We start from the raw sequence: 17,801 nt of genomic DNA, 5'->3' as shown, positions 1-17,801 counted from the left end.
CGGCTGGCGCTGCTGGCCGCCGAGGGCGAGCGGCCGCCGGCGGTCGAGCTGCTGCGGGCGCGGCTGGAGGCGGCGCTCGGCGGTTGAGGCGGGGCGCGGGCGGCCGCGCCGACCGCCGCGTCAGCGCTGGCCGTCGATCTCGGACAGCAGCCGCGAGTAGGGCCGTGCGCCGACCAGCGTCCGGACCGGGGCGCCGTCGCGGAACAGCATCATCGTCGGCGCCGACATGATCCCGTAGCGGGCGGCCGTCCGCTGGTTCTCGTCGAGGTCCATCGTCACCACCCGGAGGTCGTCGCGCTCGTCGTCGAGGCGCTCCAGCAGCGGCCGCATCGTGCGGCACGGCGGGCACCAGGCGGCCCAGAAGTCGACCAGCACCGGCTGCTCGGACTCGAGCACGTCGGCGACGAAGCCGTCGTCGGTGACGGCGGGCAGGCGGTGGGCGGGAGCGGCGGAGGTCATGCCCCGAGGCTGCCCGCCGACCGGCGCCGCGTCCAAGTCGCGGTCGTGATGACGTCGATCAGCGGGACCGATGTCGACGCGCCGGCCTGCCATCCTCCGCTCCAGATGGACGAGCACGACCACCAGATCGGCCTCCACGGGCTGGCGCTGCTGCGCGCCGGCGTTCGCGGCGACGCGCTCGGCGTCCACCGCCACCGGACGGTGATCGCCGAGTTGCTCGGGGATCCGCAGCAGGCCGCCTCGCGGCGCCTTCCCGAGGTCGGGGTCCAGGAGGGCTACGCGGCCTGGGCGACCAGCTACGACGAGCGCCGCAACCCGACGATCCAGGCCGAGGAGCCGGTCGTCCGCGAGCTGCTCGCCGACCGGCCGGCGGGGCTCGCGATCGACGTCGGCACCGGCACCGGGCGCCACGCCACCTGGCTGGCCGAGCAGGGCCACCGCGTGATCGGCGTCGACACGTCGCGGGCGATGCTCGAGGTCGCGCGGGGCCGGGCGCCGCAGCTGGAGTGGGTCGAGGCGGACGCCCGCGCGCTGCCGTTCGAGGACGCCAGCGCCGACATCGTCGTCAGCGGCCTGACGCTGTCGCACCTGCCGAACCTCGACGCGATCGGCGAGCTGGCGCGGCTGGTCGCCCCCGGCGGGCGGCTCGTGATCTCCAACCCGCATCCGCTCGCGACCGCCGTCCTCCACGCCCGCGCCTGGACCACGACCGCCGACGGGATCCGCGTCCAGGTGCCGGAGTGGCCGCACGCGCTGGGGGACTACGTGGCCCGCTTCGTCGCCGCCGGGTTGGTGCCGGTGGCGCTGCACGAGCCGGCGCACGGCGGCGAGGATCCGCTGCTGGAGGGGATGCCCGCGGCCGTGGTCTGGGCCGCCGACCGGCCGGCCGGCGCGGCTCCGGCCGCCGCCGGCGGTCCCGGCGCGGCCGTCGCCGCCGATCCCGACCCCGGCGCGGCCGTCCCCCGCGACCCGAGCTGAGCGGCCGGCGTGCGGCTGCAGAAGTACCTCGCCCACGCCGGCGTCGCCTCGCGGCGGGCGGCCGAGGAGATCGTGCGCGCCGGCCGCGTGACGATCGACGGCCGGACCGTCACCGATCCCGCGCGCGACGTGCCCGACGACGGCACGGCCGACGTCCTCGTCGACGGCCGCCCGGTGACACCGGTCGCCGAGACCGTCGTCTTCGCCGTCAACAAGCCGGCCGGCGTCGTCTCGACCGCCAGCGACACCCACGGCCGCCCGACCGTCGTCGGGCTGGTCCCGGCCGGCAAGCGGCGGCTCTACCCGGTCGGGAGGCTCGACGCCGAGACCACCGGCCTGATCCTGCTGACCGACGACGGGGCGCTCGCCGACCTGCTGACGCACCCCCGCTACGAGGTCCCCAAGACCTACGTCGCGAGCGTCCGCGGGGGCCGGGTCGGCGACGTGGCGCTGCGCGCGCTGCGCGAGGGCGTCGAGCTGGACGACGGCCCGACGCTGCCGGCCGAGGTCGAGCAGCCCGAGCCGGGCGAGCTGCGGATCACCCTCCGCGAGGGCCGCAAGCGCCAGGTCCGCCGGATGTGCCGCGCGGTCGGGCACCCGGTGGTGACGCTGCGTCGCGTGCGCCTGGGACCGCTCGAGCTGGGACGGCTCCGGGAGGGCCAGTGGCGGGCGCTGGACCCGCGCGAGGTGGCGGCGCTGCGGGACGCGGCGCGGCGCCCGTGACATCCGTCACGGCCGCGTCCGGACGTGCGGCACTTGCGGCGGCGGGGCCGAGGGCGGAGCATCGACGTCGATGCGGATGCCCTGGACGATGAGCGCGACGCCCGCCCGCGCCGCCTCGCCGATCGCGGCGGCCCCCGTCGCGCCGCTCGACGAGCTGGCCCAGCTCGAGGCCGACGAGGCCCGCGCCTACCCGCGGCGGCGGCGGATCCTGATGAGCTGGGTCGCCGTGGTCCTGCTGCTGATCGGGATCCCGCAGGCGGCCGACGGCTTCGGCGACCTGGCGACGGCGAGCGCGATCCTGCGGGTATCGCTCAACGTGGCGGTGATCGGCAGCGTCCTGTGGCTGCTGTGGTCGGGGTTCGTGTCCCCCGACGGCGAGCCCCGCTGGCCGCAGCCGTCGGTCGTGACGGTGCTGCTCGTCTCGGGCGGCCTGCTGGCGTCGATCGAGGACGAGGCGCTGATCGTGCCGATGGGGATCGCGATGGCGGCCGGGACGCGGCTGCCGCCGCGGGTCGCGCTCGGCGTCGTGGTCGCCTGCACCGGGCTGACCTTCGCCCAGTACGCCGGCGACTTCGGCAACGGCTTCGGGGCCGCGCTGGGCGTGGTCGGATCCGGCGTCGGCACGGTGCTCGGCCGCCGGCAGTCGCTGCTGGTCCACGAGGCCCGCTCCCAGCGGCTGGCGCTGGCCCGCGGCGCGGTCGCCGACGAGCGGCTGCGGATCGGCCGCGACATGCACGACCTGCTCGGCCACACGCTGCTGGCGATCACCGTCAAGAGCGAGCTGGCGCGGCAGCTGGTCCACGCCGATCCCGACCGCGCCACGCAGGAGATCGCCGAGGTCGAGCAGACGGCCCGCCGGGCGCTGGCCGAGGTCCGCGAGACGGTCGCCGGCTACCGCGCCCCGCGGCTGATCGAGGAGGTCGACGCCGCGACCCGGGTCGCCCGCGCCGGCGGGGTCGCCGTGGTCGCCGACGTCGCCGACCTGGAGGGCCTGCCGCGGGACGTCGAGGCGGCGCTCGGCTGGGCGGTTCGCGAGGGCGTCAGCAACGCGCTCCGGCACGCGGCCGCGCGGCGGATCCACGTACGGGTGGCCGTCGGCGATCGCGAGGCGGCGCTCGAGGTGGTCGACGACGGCCGCGGGCCGACGGCCGACGCCGCCCCGGGCAGCGGCCTGGCGGGCCTGCGGGAGCGGATCGCCGCCCTCGACGGGGCGGTCACCACCGGCGTCGGGACGACCGGCGGCTTCCGGCTGGTCGTGCGGGTGCCGCTGCTCCCCGGCGGTCCCGACCGCGGCCCGGACGACGGCACCGGGGACGGCGGCGCGCGGGAGCCGGCGCGACGCGACCTCGCGGGACGGCTGCCGGCCGCGGTCCGGCGGGTCCGCCCGACGACGATCCAGACGGACCCCTGCGCGTGATCCGGGTGCTGCTGGTCGAGGACCAGGCGATGGTCCGCGGGGCCCTGGCCGCCCTGCTGGCGCTCCACCCCGACCTCGAGATCGCCGGCGAGGCGGGCTCGGCGGAGGAGGCGATCGCGCTGCTGGAGGGGCCGCTCGCCGCCGCGCCGCCGGACGTCGCGCTGGTCGACGTGCAGCTGCCCGGGATCAGCGGGATCGACCTCGTCGGCCGGTTGCCCGAGGTCGCGCCGACGGTCCAGGCGCTGGTGCTGACGACGTTCGCCCGGCCCGGCTACGCGCGCCGGGCGCTCGAGGCGGGCGCTCGCGGCTTCCTGCTCAAGGACGCGCCGGCCGACCGGCTGGCGGTCGCGATCCGCCGGGTCCGCGGCGGCGAGCGGGTGATCGACCCCGAGCTGGCGGTCGACGCGATGACCGAGGGCCAGAGCCCGCTGACCGACCGCGAGACCGACGTCCTGCAGGCCGCCCGCGTCCACGGCACCGTCGCCGAGATCGCCGCCGCGCTGCACCTCGCGCCCGGCACCGTCCGCAACCACCTGTCGGCGGCGATCGGCAAGGTCGGCGGGCGCACCCGGGCCGAAGCGGTCCGCCGGGCCGAGGACCGCGGCTGGCTCTGAGCGGAGGGCCGACCGACCCCCGCGCGCCGACCGCGGCCGCGCCTTGCGATCATCCCGTTGATGCGTCTCCACGCCCTGCGCGGCGCGATCTCGGTCGAGCGCAACGACGCCGACGAGATCCTCTCCCGCACCACCGAGCTGATGCACGAGCTGCTCGAGCGCAACGAGCTGACCCCGGACGACGTCGTCAGCTGCCTCTTCACCGCCACGCCCGACCTGAACGCCGCGTTCCCGGCGGCCGCCGCGCGCAGCATGGGCTTCGCCCAGGTGCCGCTGATGTGCGCGGTCGAGATCGACGTGCCCGGCGCGCTGCCGAAGATCATCCGGGTGCTCGCCCACTACCACTCCGGCGACGAGCACCGCTCCCAGCACGTCTACCTGGGCCGGGCGAAGGCGCTGCGGGCCGACCTCGACAGCGCGCAGTAGCCGGGGCGGGGTCGAACCTGGCGACCGACGGTCGCCCGGCGGCGGCCGCGGGACGGCGCACGGCGGGACGACCTGGCACGATCGGGACGTGCGCCTGAAGCTCAACCGCCACGCCGAGAAGATCCCCTACTACCCGGCAGCGGGGGGCTACAACCTGCCGGACGGGGTCGCGCTGCTGGCCTCCAACGAGTGCCCGGATCCACCGCTGCCCGAGGTCGTCGCCGCGGCCGCCGGAGCGCTCCAGGCGACCAACCGCTACCCGGATCCCTCGTACCTGCCGCTGCGCCAGGCGCTGGCCGAGCACAGCGGGGTCGACGCCGAGCGGATCACCGTCGGCAACGGCTCCTGCGACATCCTGCTGGCGATCGGCGCCGCGCTGCTCGAGCCGGGCACCGAGCTGGTCCACGCCTGGCCCTCGTTCTCGGTCTACCCCCACCTGGAGGCGGCGTCCGGCGCGACCGCGGTCCGCGTGCCGCTCGACGCCGACCACCGCCACGACCTCGACGCGATGGCCGACGCGATCAACGAGCGGACCCGGCTCGTGATCGTCTGCAACCCGAACAACCCGACCTCGACCGGCGTCGGGCTGGACGCGATCCGCGCCTTCCTGGCCCGCGTGCCCGAGGACGTCGTGGTGCTGCTGGACGAGGCCTACATCGAGTTCGCCGAGCAGTACCGGCCGGCCGACTCGGTGCCGCTGCTGGACGAGCACCCGCACCTGGTGATCCTGCGGACCTTCTCGAAGATCTACGGCCTGGCGGGCCTGCGGGTCGGCTACGGGCTCTGCTCGTCGACGGAGCTGGTCGGCGCCGCCGCCCGCGTCCGCCAGCCGTTCACGGTCAGCGTCGCCGCCGTGGCCGCCGCCACCGAGGCGCTCCGCCACCCGGGCGAGATCGGCGCCCGCATCCGCCAGGCCCGCGAGTCGCGGACGGTGATCGCCGGCGGGCTGCAGGAGCTCGGGATCGTGCCCGCCGCGTCCGAGGCGAACTTCTGCTGGTTCGACCTGCCGGTCGTCGACGGCCGCGACGCCGCCGAGGTCGAGCAGCGCGTGATCGCGGGCCTCCGCGAGCAGCAGGTGCTGGTCCGCTCCGGCGGGGCGCTCGGCCGGCCCGGCGCGCTGCGGGTGACCTACGGCACGCCCGACGAGAACCAGCGGTTCCTGGCCGCGCTGCGGGCCGCGCTGTCCTGAGCGCCCGGTCGCGGCGGGTCGGCGCCCGGGGCCGGATAGGTTCCGGGCGTGCGCTCGGTCGTCCAGGACTACGTCGACTCGATCCTCGGCGGCTGCGTCGTCAACCGCTCGGGGGCGGTCGCCGACTACATCCCCGAGCTGGCGGCCGCCGACCCGGACGCGTTCGGGATCTGCATCGCCAGCGCCGACGGGCACGTCTACGAGGCCGGCGACACGCGCGTCCCGTTCACGATCCAGTCGATCTCGAAGCCGTTCACCTACGGGCTGGCGCTGAGCGACCGCGGGATCGCCGCCGTCGATGCCAAGGTCGGGGTCGAGCCCTCGGGCGACGCCTTCAACGAGATCAGCCTCGATCCGGCGTCGGGCCGGCCGCGCAACGCGATGATCAACGCCGGCGCGATCACCGCCGCGTCGCTCGTCGCGGGGGACGCGGAGCCGGAGCGGTTCGAGCGGATCCGGGCGACCTACTCGCGCTACGCCGGCCGCGAGCTGGAGCTCGACCAGGCGGTCTACGAGTCCGAGCGGCGCACCGGCCACCGCAACCGCGCGATCGGCTACATGCTGCGGACGGTCTCGATCCTGGAGGAGGACCCGGAGCCGGTCGTCGACCGCTACTTCCGCCAGTGCTCGCTGCGGGTCGACGCGCGCGACCTGGCGCTGATGGCGGCCACGCTGGCCAACAACGGCATCCAGCCGCTGACCGGCGAGCGGGCGCTGGCGCCGGAGCTGGTCGAGCGCGTGCTGAGCGTGATGACGACCTGCGGCATGTACGACGGCGCGGGCGACTGGGTCAGCGGCGTCGGGCTGCCGGCCAAGAGCGGCGTCGGCGGGGGCGTGCTGGCAGTGCTGCCGGGCCAGGTCGGGCTGGCGGTCTACTCGCCGCGGCTGGACGAGCACGGCAACAGCGTCCGCGGCGTCGAGGCCTGCCGGCGGCTGTCGCGCGAGCTGGAGCTGCACTTCCTGCACGTCTCGCGCGGGGCGCGCTCGGCCGTGCGGGCGTCGTGGGACCTGGCCGACCGGCCGTCGCGGCGGCGCCGGACCGCCGAGGAGGAGCGGGTCCTGCGCGAGCACGGGCGTCGCGCCCGGATCTACGCGCTGCACGGCGACCTGCGCTTCGCCGGCGCCGAGACGGTCGTGCGCGAGATCGTCCGCCGCAGCGACGACCTCGACCTGCTGGTGCTCGACCTGCGCCGCGTCGACGAGGTCGCCGGCGTCGCCCGCCGGATGCTGGCGGAGCTGCGCACGCAGCTGCGCGAGTCCGGCTGCGAGGTGACGATCGTCGACCCCGACGGGGTGCTGCCGGAGCCTCCGGCGGCCGCCGGAGGCGCGGACCCGGTGGCCGGCGCGGAGGCATGGCCGCCGCGGTTCGCCAGCCTCGACCACGCGGTCGAGTGGTGCGAGGACGAGCTGCTGCTGCGCCACGGGACGCCGGCCTGCCGGCTCGATCGCGTCGAGCTCGCCGAGCACCCGCTGCTGGCCGGTCGCGACCCGGCCGAGGTCGAGCGGCTGCGCCGGTGGCTGGTCCCGCGGACGGCGGCCGCCGGCGAGCGGCTGGTGCGGCGCGGCGACCCGCCCGCCGGGATCTTCCTGATCCTCTCGGGGCAGGTGACCGTCAGCGTCGACGGGCCCGACGGGCAGGCGCGCCGGATCGCGACGCTCGCGGCCGGGATGAGCTTCGGCGAGCTGGCGCTGATCGCCCGCCGGCCGCACGCCGCCGACGTGGTCGCCGACGGGCCGGTCGAGCTGCTGGTGCTGGAGCCGGCCGCGTTCGACGCGCTCGGCCGCGAGGCGCCGGCGGCGAAGCTGGCGCTGATCGAGGCGCTCGTCACCCGCGCCTTCGAGACCGACGACCGCGCGGCCCGCGCCCTGGCGACCCGGACGGCCGTGGGGGCGGCCCGGTAACACGACGTTCGCATTCCCGGCCGGCGAGCGCCCTACCGTCGGGAGGCACCATGGGCGCCTGGGGAACCGGCATCTTCGACGACGACCTCGCCGCGGACGTCCGCGGCGACTGGGAGGACGCGCTCGCGGGAGGCGACTCGCCCGAGCGCGCGACCACGCGGCTGATCGAGGACTACGCGGAGGAGATCGCCGGCGACCCGGCGATCGCCGCGGCCTTCTGGATCGCGCTGGCGGCGGTCCAGCTCGACGACGGCGAGCTCGACCTCGACGTCCGCGACCGCGCGATCGCCGCGATCGACAGCGGCGCGGACCTCGAGCGCTGGGAGACCGACGCCTTCGACGCGGTCGACCCCGACGAGGACGACGGGCCGGACGACCTCGCCGAGCGCCGCCGGGTCACCGCCGAGCTGCGCTCGCGGCTGCTGCGGGCGTCGTTGGCCGACGCGGCGTAGGCGCGGGGGCCGCGTGCGAGCGACGGCCTTGCGGAGCGCGTGAGGATCAGTCCGAGCCGACCGTCGACCCGCGCACGATCAGGTCGGTCGGGATCGTCGTCTGATCGGCCTCGCCGGGGCTGGCGATCGCCCGCACCAGCCGCTCGACGGCGGCGATGCCGATCTCGTGCCCGCGGTCGTCGAGGGTCGTGAGGGGCGGGGACGAGCGGCGGGCCAGCTCGCTGTCGGAGCAGGTCGCGACGCGCAGGTCGCCGGGGATCGAGCGCCCGTGACGGGGCGCGGCCCGCAGGACCGCCTCGGCCAGCTGGTCGACGGTCCCGTAGACCCCGTCGGGGGCGGGGCCGGACCCGAGCAGCGCCTCGGCCGCGCGGTCGGCGTCCTCCTGGGACTCCGACGCGGCCATCTCGATCCGCGGCTCGACGCCGTGGTCGGCGCACCACTGGCGGTAGCCGTCGATCGAGTCCTGCTGGAAGGAGTCGGGCGGGTCGCAGGCGATCAGGGCGGGCCGGGCGGCGCCGGTCGCGGCCAGGTGGTCGAGGACCTCGCGGGCGCCGGCGACGAAGTCGTTGTCGATCACGGGGAAGCTGCCGCGGTGGTGCCCGAGCGGCCGGCCGACGGTGACGATCGCGATGTTGCGGGCGGCCAGCTGGTCGATCAGCGGGTCGTGGGTGACCGGGTCGACGACGATCACGCCGTCGACCGACAGCCGCTCGAGCGCCAGCGGATCGGCCGGGACGACCACCAGCGCGAGGTCGTGCTCGAGCGCGGTCGCGACCGCCGCGCCGACCAGCTGGACGTAGTACTCGACGGCGCCGACGACCGTCGGCATCGGCCGGATCCCGGGCATCGTCAGCGCCAGCACGCGCGAGCGGCCTCCGCGCAGCGAGCGAGCGTGGGGATTGGCGTGGTAGCCGAGCTCGGCCGCGGTCCGCTTGACCCGCTCCCGCGTGGCGTCGGACAGCCGGCCGGTGTCGCGCAGGGCCATCGAGGCCGTCGCCACCGAGACGCCGGCCGCGGCGGCGACGTCCTTGATCGTCGGCCGCGACCCCATTGCCCTTGATTGTAGATCGCCCGCTGCTATAACGTTTCAGCACCTTACGCATGGGGTGTGGGGAAGACAGGAGGTGGAGTCCTGATGAGTTCGCGGATCTGGTGTTCCTGCGGCGTCCTGGCCGCGCTCGCGGCGGTCGTCCCGGCCGCGTCGGCGAGCGCCGTCCAGCCAGCCGACACGGTCCTGCGCAACGGCAGCGTGCTGACCGTCGACGCGCACGACCGGGTTGCTCAGGCGGTCGCGCTGCGCCGCGGCAGGATCGCCTTCGTCGGCAGCGACCGCGCGGTCCGCCGCTACGTCGGCAAGCGCACGAAGGTCGTCGACCTGCGCGGACGGACGGCGATGCCGGGCCTGGTCGACGGTCACGCCCACCCGCTCGCCGGCGGCGACATCCTCGACGACTGCGACCTCGGCAACGGCGAGGCGACGATCCCCGAGCTGCAGGCCGCGATCCGCGCCTGCGACGCGGCCACGCCGGCCAAGGACGGCGACGACTGGCTGCAGGTCTCCAACTGGAACCCGGTCGGGGTCAAGCCGGCCGGGACGGTCGTCTCGCGCCACGACCTCGACGCGATCTCGACCACGCGGCCGATCATCGTCAGCGCCTCCGACGGCCACAACGACTGGGTCAACAGCCGTGCGCTCGAGATCGCCGGGATCACCGACAGCACTCCGAACCCGTCCGACGGCGAGATCGTCCGCGACCCCGACGGCTCGGCCCGCGGCCTGCTCAAGGACGGCGCCGGCGGGCTCGTCACGGCCAAGATCCCCGGGAAGACCCTCGACGACTCGCTGGCCGACGCGCGGCGCGGGCAGCAGGCGCTCAACGCCAGCGGCGTCACGACCGCCGTCGACGCCTCCGCCGGCGAGAGCACGCTGCGCACCTGGAGCACGCTCGCCCGCCGCGGCGGCCTCGACCTGCGGCTCTCCTCGTTCCTGCGGATCGACAACAGCCAGTCGCCGGCGGACGCCTGGAGCTACGCCTCGGGGCTGAGCAAGCGCTACGCCGCGCCCGGGCTGACGATCAAGGGGGTCAAGTTCTTCCTCGACGGCGTGATGGAGTACCCGGCCCAGACCGCGGCGCTGCTGCAGCCGTACCTGGTCCAGCGCGATGGTCGCTGGACGCCGGGGACCGACCGCGGCGACCTCTACTTCGCCCAGAAGCCGCTCGACGCGCTGGTCGCGCTCTTCGACCGCAAGGGCTGGCGGATCCACATGCACGCGATCGGCGACCGGGCCGTTCGCACCGGCCTCGACGCCGTCGCTGCGGCGCGCCGGGCCAACCACTCCAGCCCCCGCAGGCTGAACGCGGCGATCGCCCACCTGCAGCTCGTCGATCCGGCCGATTACGGCCGCTTCCGGAAGCTCGGCGTCTTCGCCGACATGCAGCTGCAGTGGGGCAACCGCGACGTCTGGACCGAGGAGGCGCTGGGGCCGTTCCTCGGCCGTGAGCGCCACCAGCGGATCTACCCGGCGAAGAGCCTGATCGCGGCCGGGGCCCCGTTCGCCCAGGGCAGCGACTGGCCGGTCGACGCGCTCGACCCGTGGCTCGAACTCGAGGTCGCCAACACCCGCACGATCGACCCCAAGCGCGGCGCGCTCTACCGCAGCCGCCAGGGCATCCCGCTGCGGACGGCGATCCGCGCCCACACGATCGGGGCCGCGCGCCAGCTCGGCATGCAGGGACGGATCGGCTCGCTCGAGGTCGGCAAGGCCGCCGACGTGATCGTGCTCGACCGCGACCTGCTGCGGGTGCCGGTGACCAAGGTCAGCGACACCAGGGTCCTGCGGACCTTCCTCGGCGGGCGCACCGTCTACGCCGACTCGAAGGCCGGTCGCGCGACCGTCCGGCTGGCCCAGGAGCGGCACGAGCCCAACGGTCGCGCCCACCAGCACGACCGCGGGCGCGAGCAGCACTAGCCGCCGCGGGTGGTCGGCCGGCGCCGCGCCGGTCGACTATCGGCGGCCGCCGGGGGGCGCTCAGCCCTCGGCGCTGGCCGTGACCGGCGGCGCGACGACCGTCGCGCCCTCGTCCGCCGGGGCCGGCTGGCGGACCACCAGCATCGCCCCCAGCTGGGGGTCCGCGGCCCCGTGCAGCCGCACGCCGGCGTCGCGCAGCGTCACCAGGTGGCGGACCGCCTCGGCGGTCACCAGCTCGCCCGGCAGGACGGCCGGGATCCCCGGCGGATAGCCGCTGATCGCCTCGGCGGCGACCCGTCCGACGGCCTCCTCGGGCGCCACCGCGTCGCGTGCCGACTGGTAGGCGGCGCGCGGCGTCAGGACCGTCTCGCCCGGGACCGCGGGCGCCGGCGTGGTGCGGCGCGCGCCCGACGTCGGCCGGTTGGTCCGCAGCGCGCGCTTGAGCGCACCGGGGAACTCGCGGACCAGCGACTCCGGCGCCTGGACGCCGATCACCAGCACGACGGTCGCGTCGGTCGCCAGCTCGACGACGGTGTCGAGCTCGTCGCGCAGCCGTCGCTGGAGGTCGAGGCCGGTGTGGCCGGTGCCGCGGACATCGATCACGATCCGCAGCGGGTCGTGGGCGACGACGCCGGGGAAGGGGGCCGCGGGGTGGGCGGGCCCGACCACCCGGCAGCCGTCGATCGCGTTGATCTCGTGCGAGAGCGCGCGGACCCGGGCGATGGTCACGTCGAGCAGCCCGGCGCCGTGCGCGGCCAGCTGGCGGCGGGCGCCGTCGAGCGAGGCCATCAGCAGCGAGCTGGGGCTGGTCGAGCGCATCATCCGCAGCGCCCGCCCGACGTCGTGCTGGACCTCGGCCAGCCGCTCCGGTCCCGCTGAGCCGGGGAACGCGCCGCTGGCGACGTGCAGGATCGCGCTCTGGGTCAGGCTGCCGCCGTGCTTGTGGGTCGACGTCAGGACGACGTCGGCCCCCTGCCGCAGGGCGCTCGCCGGCAGGTCCTCGTGGAAGCCGAAGTGCGGGCCCCAGGCGCAGTCGACGAGCAGCAGCATCCCCGCCTCGTGGGCGACCCGGGCGCAGCCGCCGATGTCGGCGACCATCCCGAAGTAGGTGGGGGAGACGAGCGTGACCGCGGTCGCCTGCGGGTGCTGGCGGACGGCCTCGCGCAGCTGCTGGGGCGAGACGACCGTCGCCATCCCCAGGTCCGGGTCGTAGCCGGGGGCGACGAACCGCGGCGTCCCGCCGCTCAGCACCAGGCCGTCGACGATCGATCCGTGGCTGTTGCGCTGGACGACGATCTCGGTCCCGGTCGGGGCCAGGGCCAGCATCGTCGCGTGGTTGCCCTGGGTCGCGCCGTTGGTCAGGAACCAGCTGCGGCCGGCCCCGTAGGCGTCGGCGGCCAGCATCTCGGCCTGCTCGAACGGCGTCGGCGGGGGAGGGAGGGTCCCCCAGCTGATCGGGGTCGCGTCGACGCCCGGCATGTCCTGCGGGATGTCGAGCGCGAACGCGCTCGGCCCGATCTCGCCGATCAGCCCGGGATCGGCGCCCGGCCCGCCGGTGTGGCCGGGCACGAAGTAGCGCCGCGGCCCCCGTCGCGCGAACGCCGCGACCGCCTCGAGGTACGGCGCGCGCAGCTGGGCGGCGGGGTCGTCGATCGTCGGGCGGAAGGCGTCGGGGCGGTCGGTCATCGGGGGAGGCGGCTCACGTCGGTGGCGGGGGTCGGGACAGGGCGCCGGCGGGCGCGGCGACAGTCACCGCCCGCGGCTCGGCATGGTCAGCCGACCAGACCAACCTAGCCTCCCGCAGGGCGCCGTCGAGCGTGCGGCGCTCCAACGGGGCACCGGCCGCTTCGTGCCGTCCACCAAGGTGCCGGGGAGGATCGGCGCGGCGGAGCGCGTGTCGCGGCATCGGCCGGTGGCGAGGTTCCGGCGGACAGCGACGTCTCCGGACCGCCGCGCGTGCCGCTACAGTCCGCGGCGTGCGCGTACGGGGTCTGGGGCGAGTGGCGGGTGTTCGGGGACGGGCGGTCACGGGCCCAGGTGTGGTGCTGGCCGTGCTCGCCGGTCTGGGCGGGCCAGCCTCGGTCGCGGCCGATGCGCCGCCGGCGGTGACCCCAGCCCCCGGGCTGGAGACGACGCAGGTCGGCGGCGACGCGACGCGTCGCGGCTGGATCTCCGAAGGGGGCTTCCGTCCACCCTTCCGGCTCGCCTGGCGCTTCGATCTCGGGCGCCCGGTCGAACGGCCGGTCGTCGGCGGTGGGCGCGTCTACGTCGCGACGGGCAGCGAGCTCCTGGCGCTCGACCTGGCCAGCGGACGCGAGCTCTGGCGCGTGCCGTCGACGCTCGGCCCGCCGGTCTACGGCGGCGGTCTCGTGGTGGTCAGCGGTCAGCGACGGATGGTCGCCCGTGACGCTGCGACGGGCAGCGCAGTGTGGTCGGCCTCCCCGCCCGGCGGCCCCAAGGAGCCGCTGATCGCCGGAGATCTCGTGATCACGCAATCTCTCGGGCTGCACGCGTTCGACCTCGCGACCGGTGCTCCGCGGTGGAGCGTCGATCGCGCGCACGCCCCGATCGGGCTGCCGGCCGCCGCCGGCGATCGGGTCTACGCCGAGCATGTCGACGGGGCCTGCTCGATCGCGGCCTTCGATCGGCGTACGGGCGCCGAGCTGTGGACGCGGCCCCGTGGTTGCCCGGCCGAGGGCGGCCCGTCGCGCTACCGCCCCGTCGTCGTCCACCGGGACATGGTGCTGGCCCCGCAGCCCAAGGCCTACGAGACGCCGCTGCGCGCGCTCGACGGGGGTCCGGGCGCGGGCGCTGATGCCGACGCGTTCGCCGGCGGCATCGGGCTGCGCACCGCGAACGGTCTCGAGGCCGTCGATCTCGTCTCAGGCCGCTCCCTGTGGCAGGCGCCGCCGCGGAACGGCAGCGACGTCGTCGGGCGCCGGGCGAGGAATCCGCTGGTGATCGGCGACACGGTGGTCGACCCTCGGTTCGACGGTGCTCTTGAGGTCCGCGGACTGGCCGATGGGCGCGTCCGATGGGCCGGGTACCTACCGGCTCCGCCCCAGGGACGCGACCTCACCACGAGCACCGAGTTCAGCTTCGCCGCCGGTCGTGGCACGCTGGTGCTGCTCCGAGGCGGCGTGCTCGAGGCGGTCGCCGCGGCACCGGCCGGGGCCGGACGGGTGCCGGTGCACCTCCCACGGCGGCCGTACGCTCCCGCTCGCTCGTCGCTCACCGTGAGCGGGCGCTTTCGCCGTGGACTCCAGACACCGTTGGCGCTCGCAGTCGACGAATACCCCTACCGCGGCTTCGGGTCGGTCGGCCGCCCGACCGTGCCCGACCGGCGCGGCAACTACGCCCTCCGCCTGCGGGTCGAGCGCAACACGCGAGTGCGCGTCGTGGACACCGGTGGTGGGACCGGCCCATCCCGGACGTTCACGATCTTCGCCTACCCGAGGATCGACATGTCCTTCCGCAACCGCGGTGGCCGGGTCACGGGGCGGATCACCGTCAAGGGCTCTCCGGCCGTGCGCTTCCGCGGTCGGCGGGTGGTCATGTACCACGGGCAGGCGAGCCGCAGGCGGATGCGGCGCATCGGCAGCGGGCGGATCCAGGGACCGCGCCTCGGCACGGGTCGCGCGACAGTGCGCTTCAGGGCGATCCGCGGCGCCGGCCGGCGCGACTTCGTGTTCGCCTGCATTCCCGGCATCGATCGCGTCGGGCAGGGGCCCGCCGACGCGGTCCAGCGTCGCTGCGGCCACCCGTCGATCCGGTTCTGAGCGCGACCGGAGCGATCCCGCAAGCGGCCCTCACCAGTGCCGTCCCGGTGCCGGATCGGTGCCGCCCGCTTGCGTCGTGACGGCGGTTCGCTAGGCTCCAGCGACCGATGGCGACGACCCTCGACAGCGCTCTTGCAGCACCCGCCGCGCTGGCTCCGGTCGTCGACGTCTTCCCGCAGGGCTCCTCGTACGCGTTTTCGTATGAGTACGCCTGGCGCACCTGGCGATTTCGCTAGGCGCCCGGTCGCCACGCCCTGACGCCGCCCGCGCGGCGCGACCCGGGGCCGTGGAGCCTCGTTCCCGGGAGGCGATGACCTGGCGTCGGAAGTGCCCAACCCCACGCCGTCGGGACGGCGACGACCGTACCTTCGACCTACGTCGGACCGCCTCGACCCAGCCGTGGCGTCCCAGAGGAGCCAGCAGATGATGATCGTGATGAAGCCCGGAGCCACCGAGGAGGAGATCCAAGCCGTGATCTCCCGCGTGGAGGACGCCGGCGCGCGTCCCCACGTCAGCGTCGGGGAGGAGGTGACGTTGATCGGCGCGATCGGGATCGACCAGGCCCAGATCGAGCAGCTCGAGGAGCTGGTCGCCGAGCCGGGCGTCGAGAAGCTCGTCCCGATCTCCAAGCCCTACAAGCTCGCGTCGCGCCAGATCGCGCACGGCGGCGAGTCGACGCTCGAGATCGCCGGCCGCAGGATCGGCGGCGGCGTCTTCGCGACGATCGCCGGTCCCTGCACCGTCGAGTCGCGCGAGCAGACGCTCTCGACCGCCCGGATCATGCAGGACGTCGGGGTCCAGTTCTTCCGCGGCGGCGCCTACAAGCCCCGGACCTCGCCCTACAGCTTCCAGGGCCTCGGCCGCGACGGGCTGAAGATCCTCGCGGAGGCCAAGGCCGAGACCGGCCTGCCGATCGTCACCGAGCTGATGGACGTCCGCGACGTCGAGGCCGTCGCCGAGGTCGCCGACATCATCCAGGTCGGCGCCCGCAACATGCAGAACTACCCGCTGCTGACGGAGATCGGCCGCAGCGGCGTGGCGGCGCTGGTCAAGCGCGGGCTCTCGGCGACGCTCGAGGAGCTGCTGATGGCGGCCGAGTACATCCTCAAGGAGGGCAACCCGAACGTCCTGCTCTGCGAGCGCGGGATCCGGACCTACGAGACGGCGACGCGGTTCACGCTCGACATCGCGGCGATCCCGGTGCTCAAGGAGCAGACGCACCTGCCGGTGGTGGTCGATCCGTCGCACGCCGCCGGTCGCCGCGACCTGGTGCTGCCGCTGTCGATGGCCGCCGCGGCCGCCGGCGCCGACGGGATCATCGTCGAGACGCATCCCGAGCCGGAGAAGGCGGTCTGCGACGGCCCGCAGCAGATCCGGGCCAGCGAGTTCGGCGACTACCTGCGCCAGGTCGAGGCGGCCGCCGCGCTCGCCGGCCGCGTGCCCGCCCCGGTGGCCGTCTGATCCACGCCACGACGCGAGCAGGCGAACGTCGATCGAACGACCCCCGGCGGGGAACGGACGTTCGTCCAGGTCGATCCGGCGGCGTAAGCGCGCCGCCGGATGCTCCGTCAAACTCCCGCTCCCGTGAACGTCCGCTTCGATCCCTCCGGCCCGCTCAAGGGCCGCCTGACCCCGCCCGCCGACAAGTCGATCAGCCATCGGGCGGCGATCGTCGGCGCGATGGCGACCGAGCCGGTCACGATCACCGGCTACCTGGCGGCCGAGGACACGCTCTCGACGCTGAAGGCGGTCCAGACGATCGGGGCCCTGGTCCAGCGCGAGGGCGACCGGGTGACCGTCCGCGGCACCGGCCTGCGCGCGGCCGAGGCCCACGGCGAGACGATCGACGTCGGCAACGCCGGCACGCTGATGCGGCTGCTGCCCGGCTGGCTCGCGGGCCAGGAGGGGCGCTCGTTCACCTTCGACGGGGACAGCTCGATCCGCAAGCGCCCGGTCGACCGGATCGCGGTCCCGCTGCGCCAGATGGGCGCCGTGATCGAGGCGACCGACGACCGGCTGCCGCCGTTCACCGTCCACGGCCAGCGGCTGCGGGGGATCCGCTACGAGCTGCCGGTCGCCTCGGCTCAGGTCAAGAGCTGCGTGCTGCTGGCCGGGATGATCGCCGACGGCGAGACGACCGTCGTCGAGCCGGTCGCCAGCCGCGACCACACCGAGCGGCTGCTGTCGCGGCTCGGCGTGCCGCTCTGGCGCGACGGCGACGCGATCACCGTCGGCCACGTCGACGAGCTGACCGTCGAGGACATCCACGTCCCCGCCGACATCTCCTCGGCCGCGTTCCCGATCGCCGCCGGCGTCCTGGTCAAGGGCTCGCGGCTGCTGCTGCGGGACGTCGGCGTCAACTGGACCCGCGCCGGGTTCCTCGACGTCCTCGACCGGATGGGCGCGATCGTCGTCGGCGAGCGCGAGCGGCGTCGTGACGGCGAGGTCCCCGGGCACGAGCCGACGGCCGACCTCGACGTCGCCCACGGGCCGCTCAAGGGGACGGTCGTCGAGGGCGACGAGGTTCCGCTGCTGATCGACGAGCTGCCGCTGGTGGCGCTGCTCGGCTGCTTCGCGGAGGGCGAGACGATCGTCCGCGGCGCCGAGGAGCTCAAGCACAAGGAGTCCGACCGGATCGCGACCGTCGTCGACGGCCTGCGCGGCCTCGGCGCCGAGATCGAGGCGACCGACGACGGCTTCGTCGTCCAGGGCACCGGCGGCATCCGCGGCGGCACGATCGAGGCCCACGGCGACCACCGGCTGGCGATGCTGGGCGCGGTCGCCGGCCTGGCCTCGCGCGAGGGCGTCGAGGTGATCGGGATGGAGGCCGCCGAGGTCTCCTACCCGGCGTTCGGCGACGACATCGCGCGGCTGCAGCGGCGCTGACCGGC

Annotated in this window: 15 protein-coding genes; 12 read left to right on the top strand and 3 right to left on the bottom strand. The window is 75.4% G+C overall.

Going from position 1 to position 17,801, the window contains the following annotated elements; genetic code table 11:
• Positions 1 to 120: 120 nt before the first annotated feature.
• Positions 121 to 459 carry a thioredoxin gene (trxA, locus tag PAI11_RS05015; protein ID WP_040598479.1) on the bottom strand — a complete coding sequence of 113 codons (339 nt, stop codon included), beginning with the start codon at positions 457 to 459 and terminating at the stop codon, positions 121 to 123.
• A 48-nt stretch (positions 460 to 507) separates the two neighbouring features.
• Between trxA and PAI11_RS23915 the strand changes: the two genes are divergently transcribed.
• From PAI11_RS23915 to PAI11_RS04975, 8 genes are all read left to right on the top strand, one after another.
• Positions 508 to 1,437 carry a class I SAM-dependent methyltransferase gene (locus PAI11_RS23915; RefSeq protein WP_138974113.1) on the top strand — a complete coding sequence of 310 codons (930 nt, stop codon included), beginning with the start codon at positions 508 to 510 and terminating at the stop codon, positions 1,435 to 1,437.
• A gap of 9 nt (positions 1,438 to 1,446) precedes the next feature.
• A complete protein-coding gene (locus PAI11_RS05005) occupies positions 1,447 to 2,160 on the top strand; it encodes a pseudouridine synthase (protein WP_007571500.1) in 714 nt (237 codons plus the stop codon).
• A gap of 88 nt (positions 2,161 to 2,248) precedes the next feature.
• A complete protein-coding gene (locus tag PAI11_RS23910) occupies positions 2,249 to 3,577 on the top strand; it encodes a sensor histidine kinase (RefSeq protein ID WP_138974112.1) in 1,329 nt (442 codons plus the stop codon).
• The gene (locus tag PAI11_RS04995; protein ID WP_007571497.1) at positions 3,574 to 4,191 is read left to right on the top strand and encodes a response regulator transcription factor; all 618 of its coding nucleotides are present in this window, start codon (positions 3,574 to 3,576) and stop codon (positions 4,189 to 4,191) included. The genes PAI11_RS23910 and PAI11_RS04995 overlap by 4 nt, the downstream gene beginning before the upstream one ends.
• A 60-nt stretch (positions 4,192 to 4,251) precedes the next feature.
• Positions 4,252 to 4,617: a chorismate mutase gene (gene aroH, locus PAI11_RS04990; RefSeq protein WP_007571494.1), complete on the top strand. Its 366-nt coding sequence runs from the start codon at positions 4,252 to 4,254 to the stop codon at positions 4,615 to 4,617.
• A gap of 88 nt (positions 4,618 to 4,705) precedes the next feature.
• On the top strand, positions 4,706 to 5,806 hold the full coding sequence (hisC, locus tag PAI11_RS04985; protein ID WP_007571492.1) for a histidinol-phosphate transaminase: 1,101 nt from the start codon (positions 4,706 to 4,708) through the stop codon (positions 5,804 to 5,806).
• A 48-nt stretch (positions 5,807 to 5,854) separates the two neighbouring features.
• A complete protein-coding gene (gene glsA / locus PAI11_RS04980) occupies positions 5,855 to 7,708 on the top strand; it encodes a glutaminase A (RefSeq protein ID WP_007571489.1) in 1,854 nt (617 codons plus the stop codon).
• Positions 7,709 to 7,758: 50 nt separating this feature from the next.
• Positions 7,759 to 8,160 carry a hypothetical protein gene (locus tag PAI11_RS04975; protein WP_007571488.1) on the top strand — a complete coding sequence of 134 codons (402 nt, stop codon included), beginning with the start codon at positions 7,759 to 7,761 and terminating at the stop codon, positions 8,158 to 8,160.
• 46 nt (positions 8,161 to 8,206) lie between these two features.
• Here PAI11_RS04975 and PAI11_RS04970 read toward each other — a convergent pair whose 3' ends face one another.
• A complete protein-coding gene (locus tag PAI11_RS04970; protein WP_007571486.1) occupies positions 8,207 to 9,211 on the bottom strand; it encodes a LacI family DNA-binding transcriptional regulator in 1,005 nt (334 codons plus the stop codon).
• Positions 9,212 to 9,295: 84 nt separating this feature from the next.
• Between PAI11_RS04970 and PAI11_RS04965 the strand changes: the two genes are divergently transcribed.
• Complete coding sequence (locus tag PAI11_RS04965; RefSeq protein ID WP_007571485.1) at positions 9,296 to 11,131, top strand: amidohydrolase; 1,836 nt, start codon at positions 9,296 to 9,298, stop codon at positions 11,129 to 11,131.
• Positions 11,132 to 11,191: 60 nt separating this feature from the next.
• Here the strand turns inward: PAI11_RS04965 and PAI11_RS04960 are convergent, their stop codons facing one another.
• Positions 11,192 to 12,817 carry an aminotransferase class I/II-fold pyridoxal phosphate-dependent enzyme gene (locus PAI11_RS04960; protein WP_007571483.1) on the bottom strand — a complete coding sequence of 542 codons (1,626 nt, stop codon included), beginning with the start codon at positions 12,815 to 12,817 and terminating at the stop codon, positions 11,192 to 11,194.
• Between the two features lie 419 nt (positions 12,818 to 13,236).
• On the opposite strand from PAI11_RS04960, the gene PAI11_RS04955 reads away from it, so the two are divergent.
• The 3 genes from PAI11_RS04955 (at position 13,237) to aroA (ending at position 17,796) form a co-directional block, all read left to right on the top strand.
• Positions 13,237 to 14,910 (top strand): outer membrane protein assembly factor BamB family protein, encoded by a 1,674-nt coding sequence (locus PAI11_RS04955; protein WP_170320688.1) that lies wholly within the window; start codon positions 13,237 to 13,239, stop codon positions 14,908 to 14,910.
• A 423-nt stretch (positions 14,911 to 15,333) separates the two neighbouring features.
• Positions 15,334 to 16,371, top strand: a complete 1,038-nt coding sequence (gene aroF, locus PAI11_RS04950; RefSeq protein ID WP_040598462.1) for a 3-deoxy-7-phosphoheptulonate synthase — start codon at positions 15,334 to 15,336, stop codon at positions 16,369 to 16,371.
• Between the two features lie 123 nt (positions 16,372 to 16,494).
• Positions 16,495 to 17,796: a 3-phosphoshikimate 1-carboxyvinyltransferase gene (aroA, locus tag PAI11_RS04945; protein ID WP_007571474.1), complete on the top strand. Its 1,302-nt coding sequence runs from the start codon at positions 16,495 to 16,497 to the stop codon at positions 17,794 to 17,796.
• Positions 17,797 to 17,801: the final 5 nt, after the last annotated feature.

This window comes from Patulibacter medicamentivorans (assembly GCF_000240225.1).
GTDB classification, from domain to species: Bacteria; Actinomycetota; Thermoleophilia; order Solirubrobacterales; family Solirubrobacteraceae; genus Patulibacter; species Patulibacter medicamentivorans.
The sequence above is the reverse complement of the archived record's forward strand: the minus strand, read 5'-3'. Positions and strand labels throughout refer to the sequence as shown.

Coding starts and splice junctions, on each gene's coding strand:
- trxA (WP_040598479.1), bottom strand. CDS start 459: ATGACCTCCGCCGCTCCCGCCCACCGCCTGCCCGCCGTCACCGACGAC.
- PAI11_RS23915 (WP_138974113.1), top strand. CDS start 508: ATGACGTCGATCAGCGGGACCGATGTCGACGCGCCGGCCTGCCATCCT.
- PAI11_RS23910 (WP_138974112.1), top strand. CDS start 2,249: ATGAGCGCGACGCCCGCCCGCGCCGCCTCGCCGATCGCGGCGGCCCCC.
- aroH (WP_007571494.1), top strand. CDS start 4,252: ATGCGTCTCCACGCCCTGCGCGGCGCGATCTCGGTCGAGCGCAACGAC.
- PAI11_RS04975 (WP_007571488.1), top strand. CDS start 7,759: ATGGGCGCCTGGGGAACCGGCATCTTCGACGACGACCTCGCCGCGGAC.
- PAI11_RS04970 (WP_007571486.1), bottom strand. CDS start 9,211: ATGGGGTCGCGGCCGACGATCAAGGACGTCGCCGCCGCGGCCGGCGTC.
- PAI11_RS04965 (WP_007571485.1), top strand. CDS start 9,296: ATGAGTTCGCGGATCTGGTGTTCCTGCGGCGTCCTGGCCGCGCTCGCG.
- PAI11_RS04960 (WP_007571483.1), bottom strand. CDS start 12,817: ATGACCGACCGCCCCGACGCCTTCCGCCCGACGATCGACGACCCCGCC.
- aroF (WP_040598462.1), top strand. CDS start 15,334: ATGATGATCGTGATGAAGCCCGGAGCCACCGAGGAGGAGATCCAAGCC.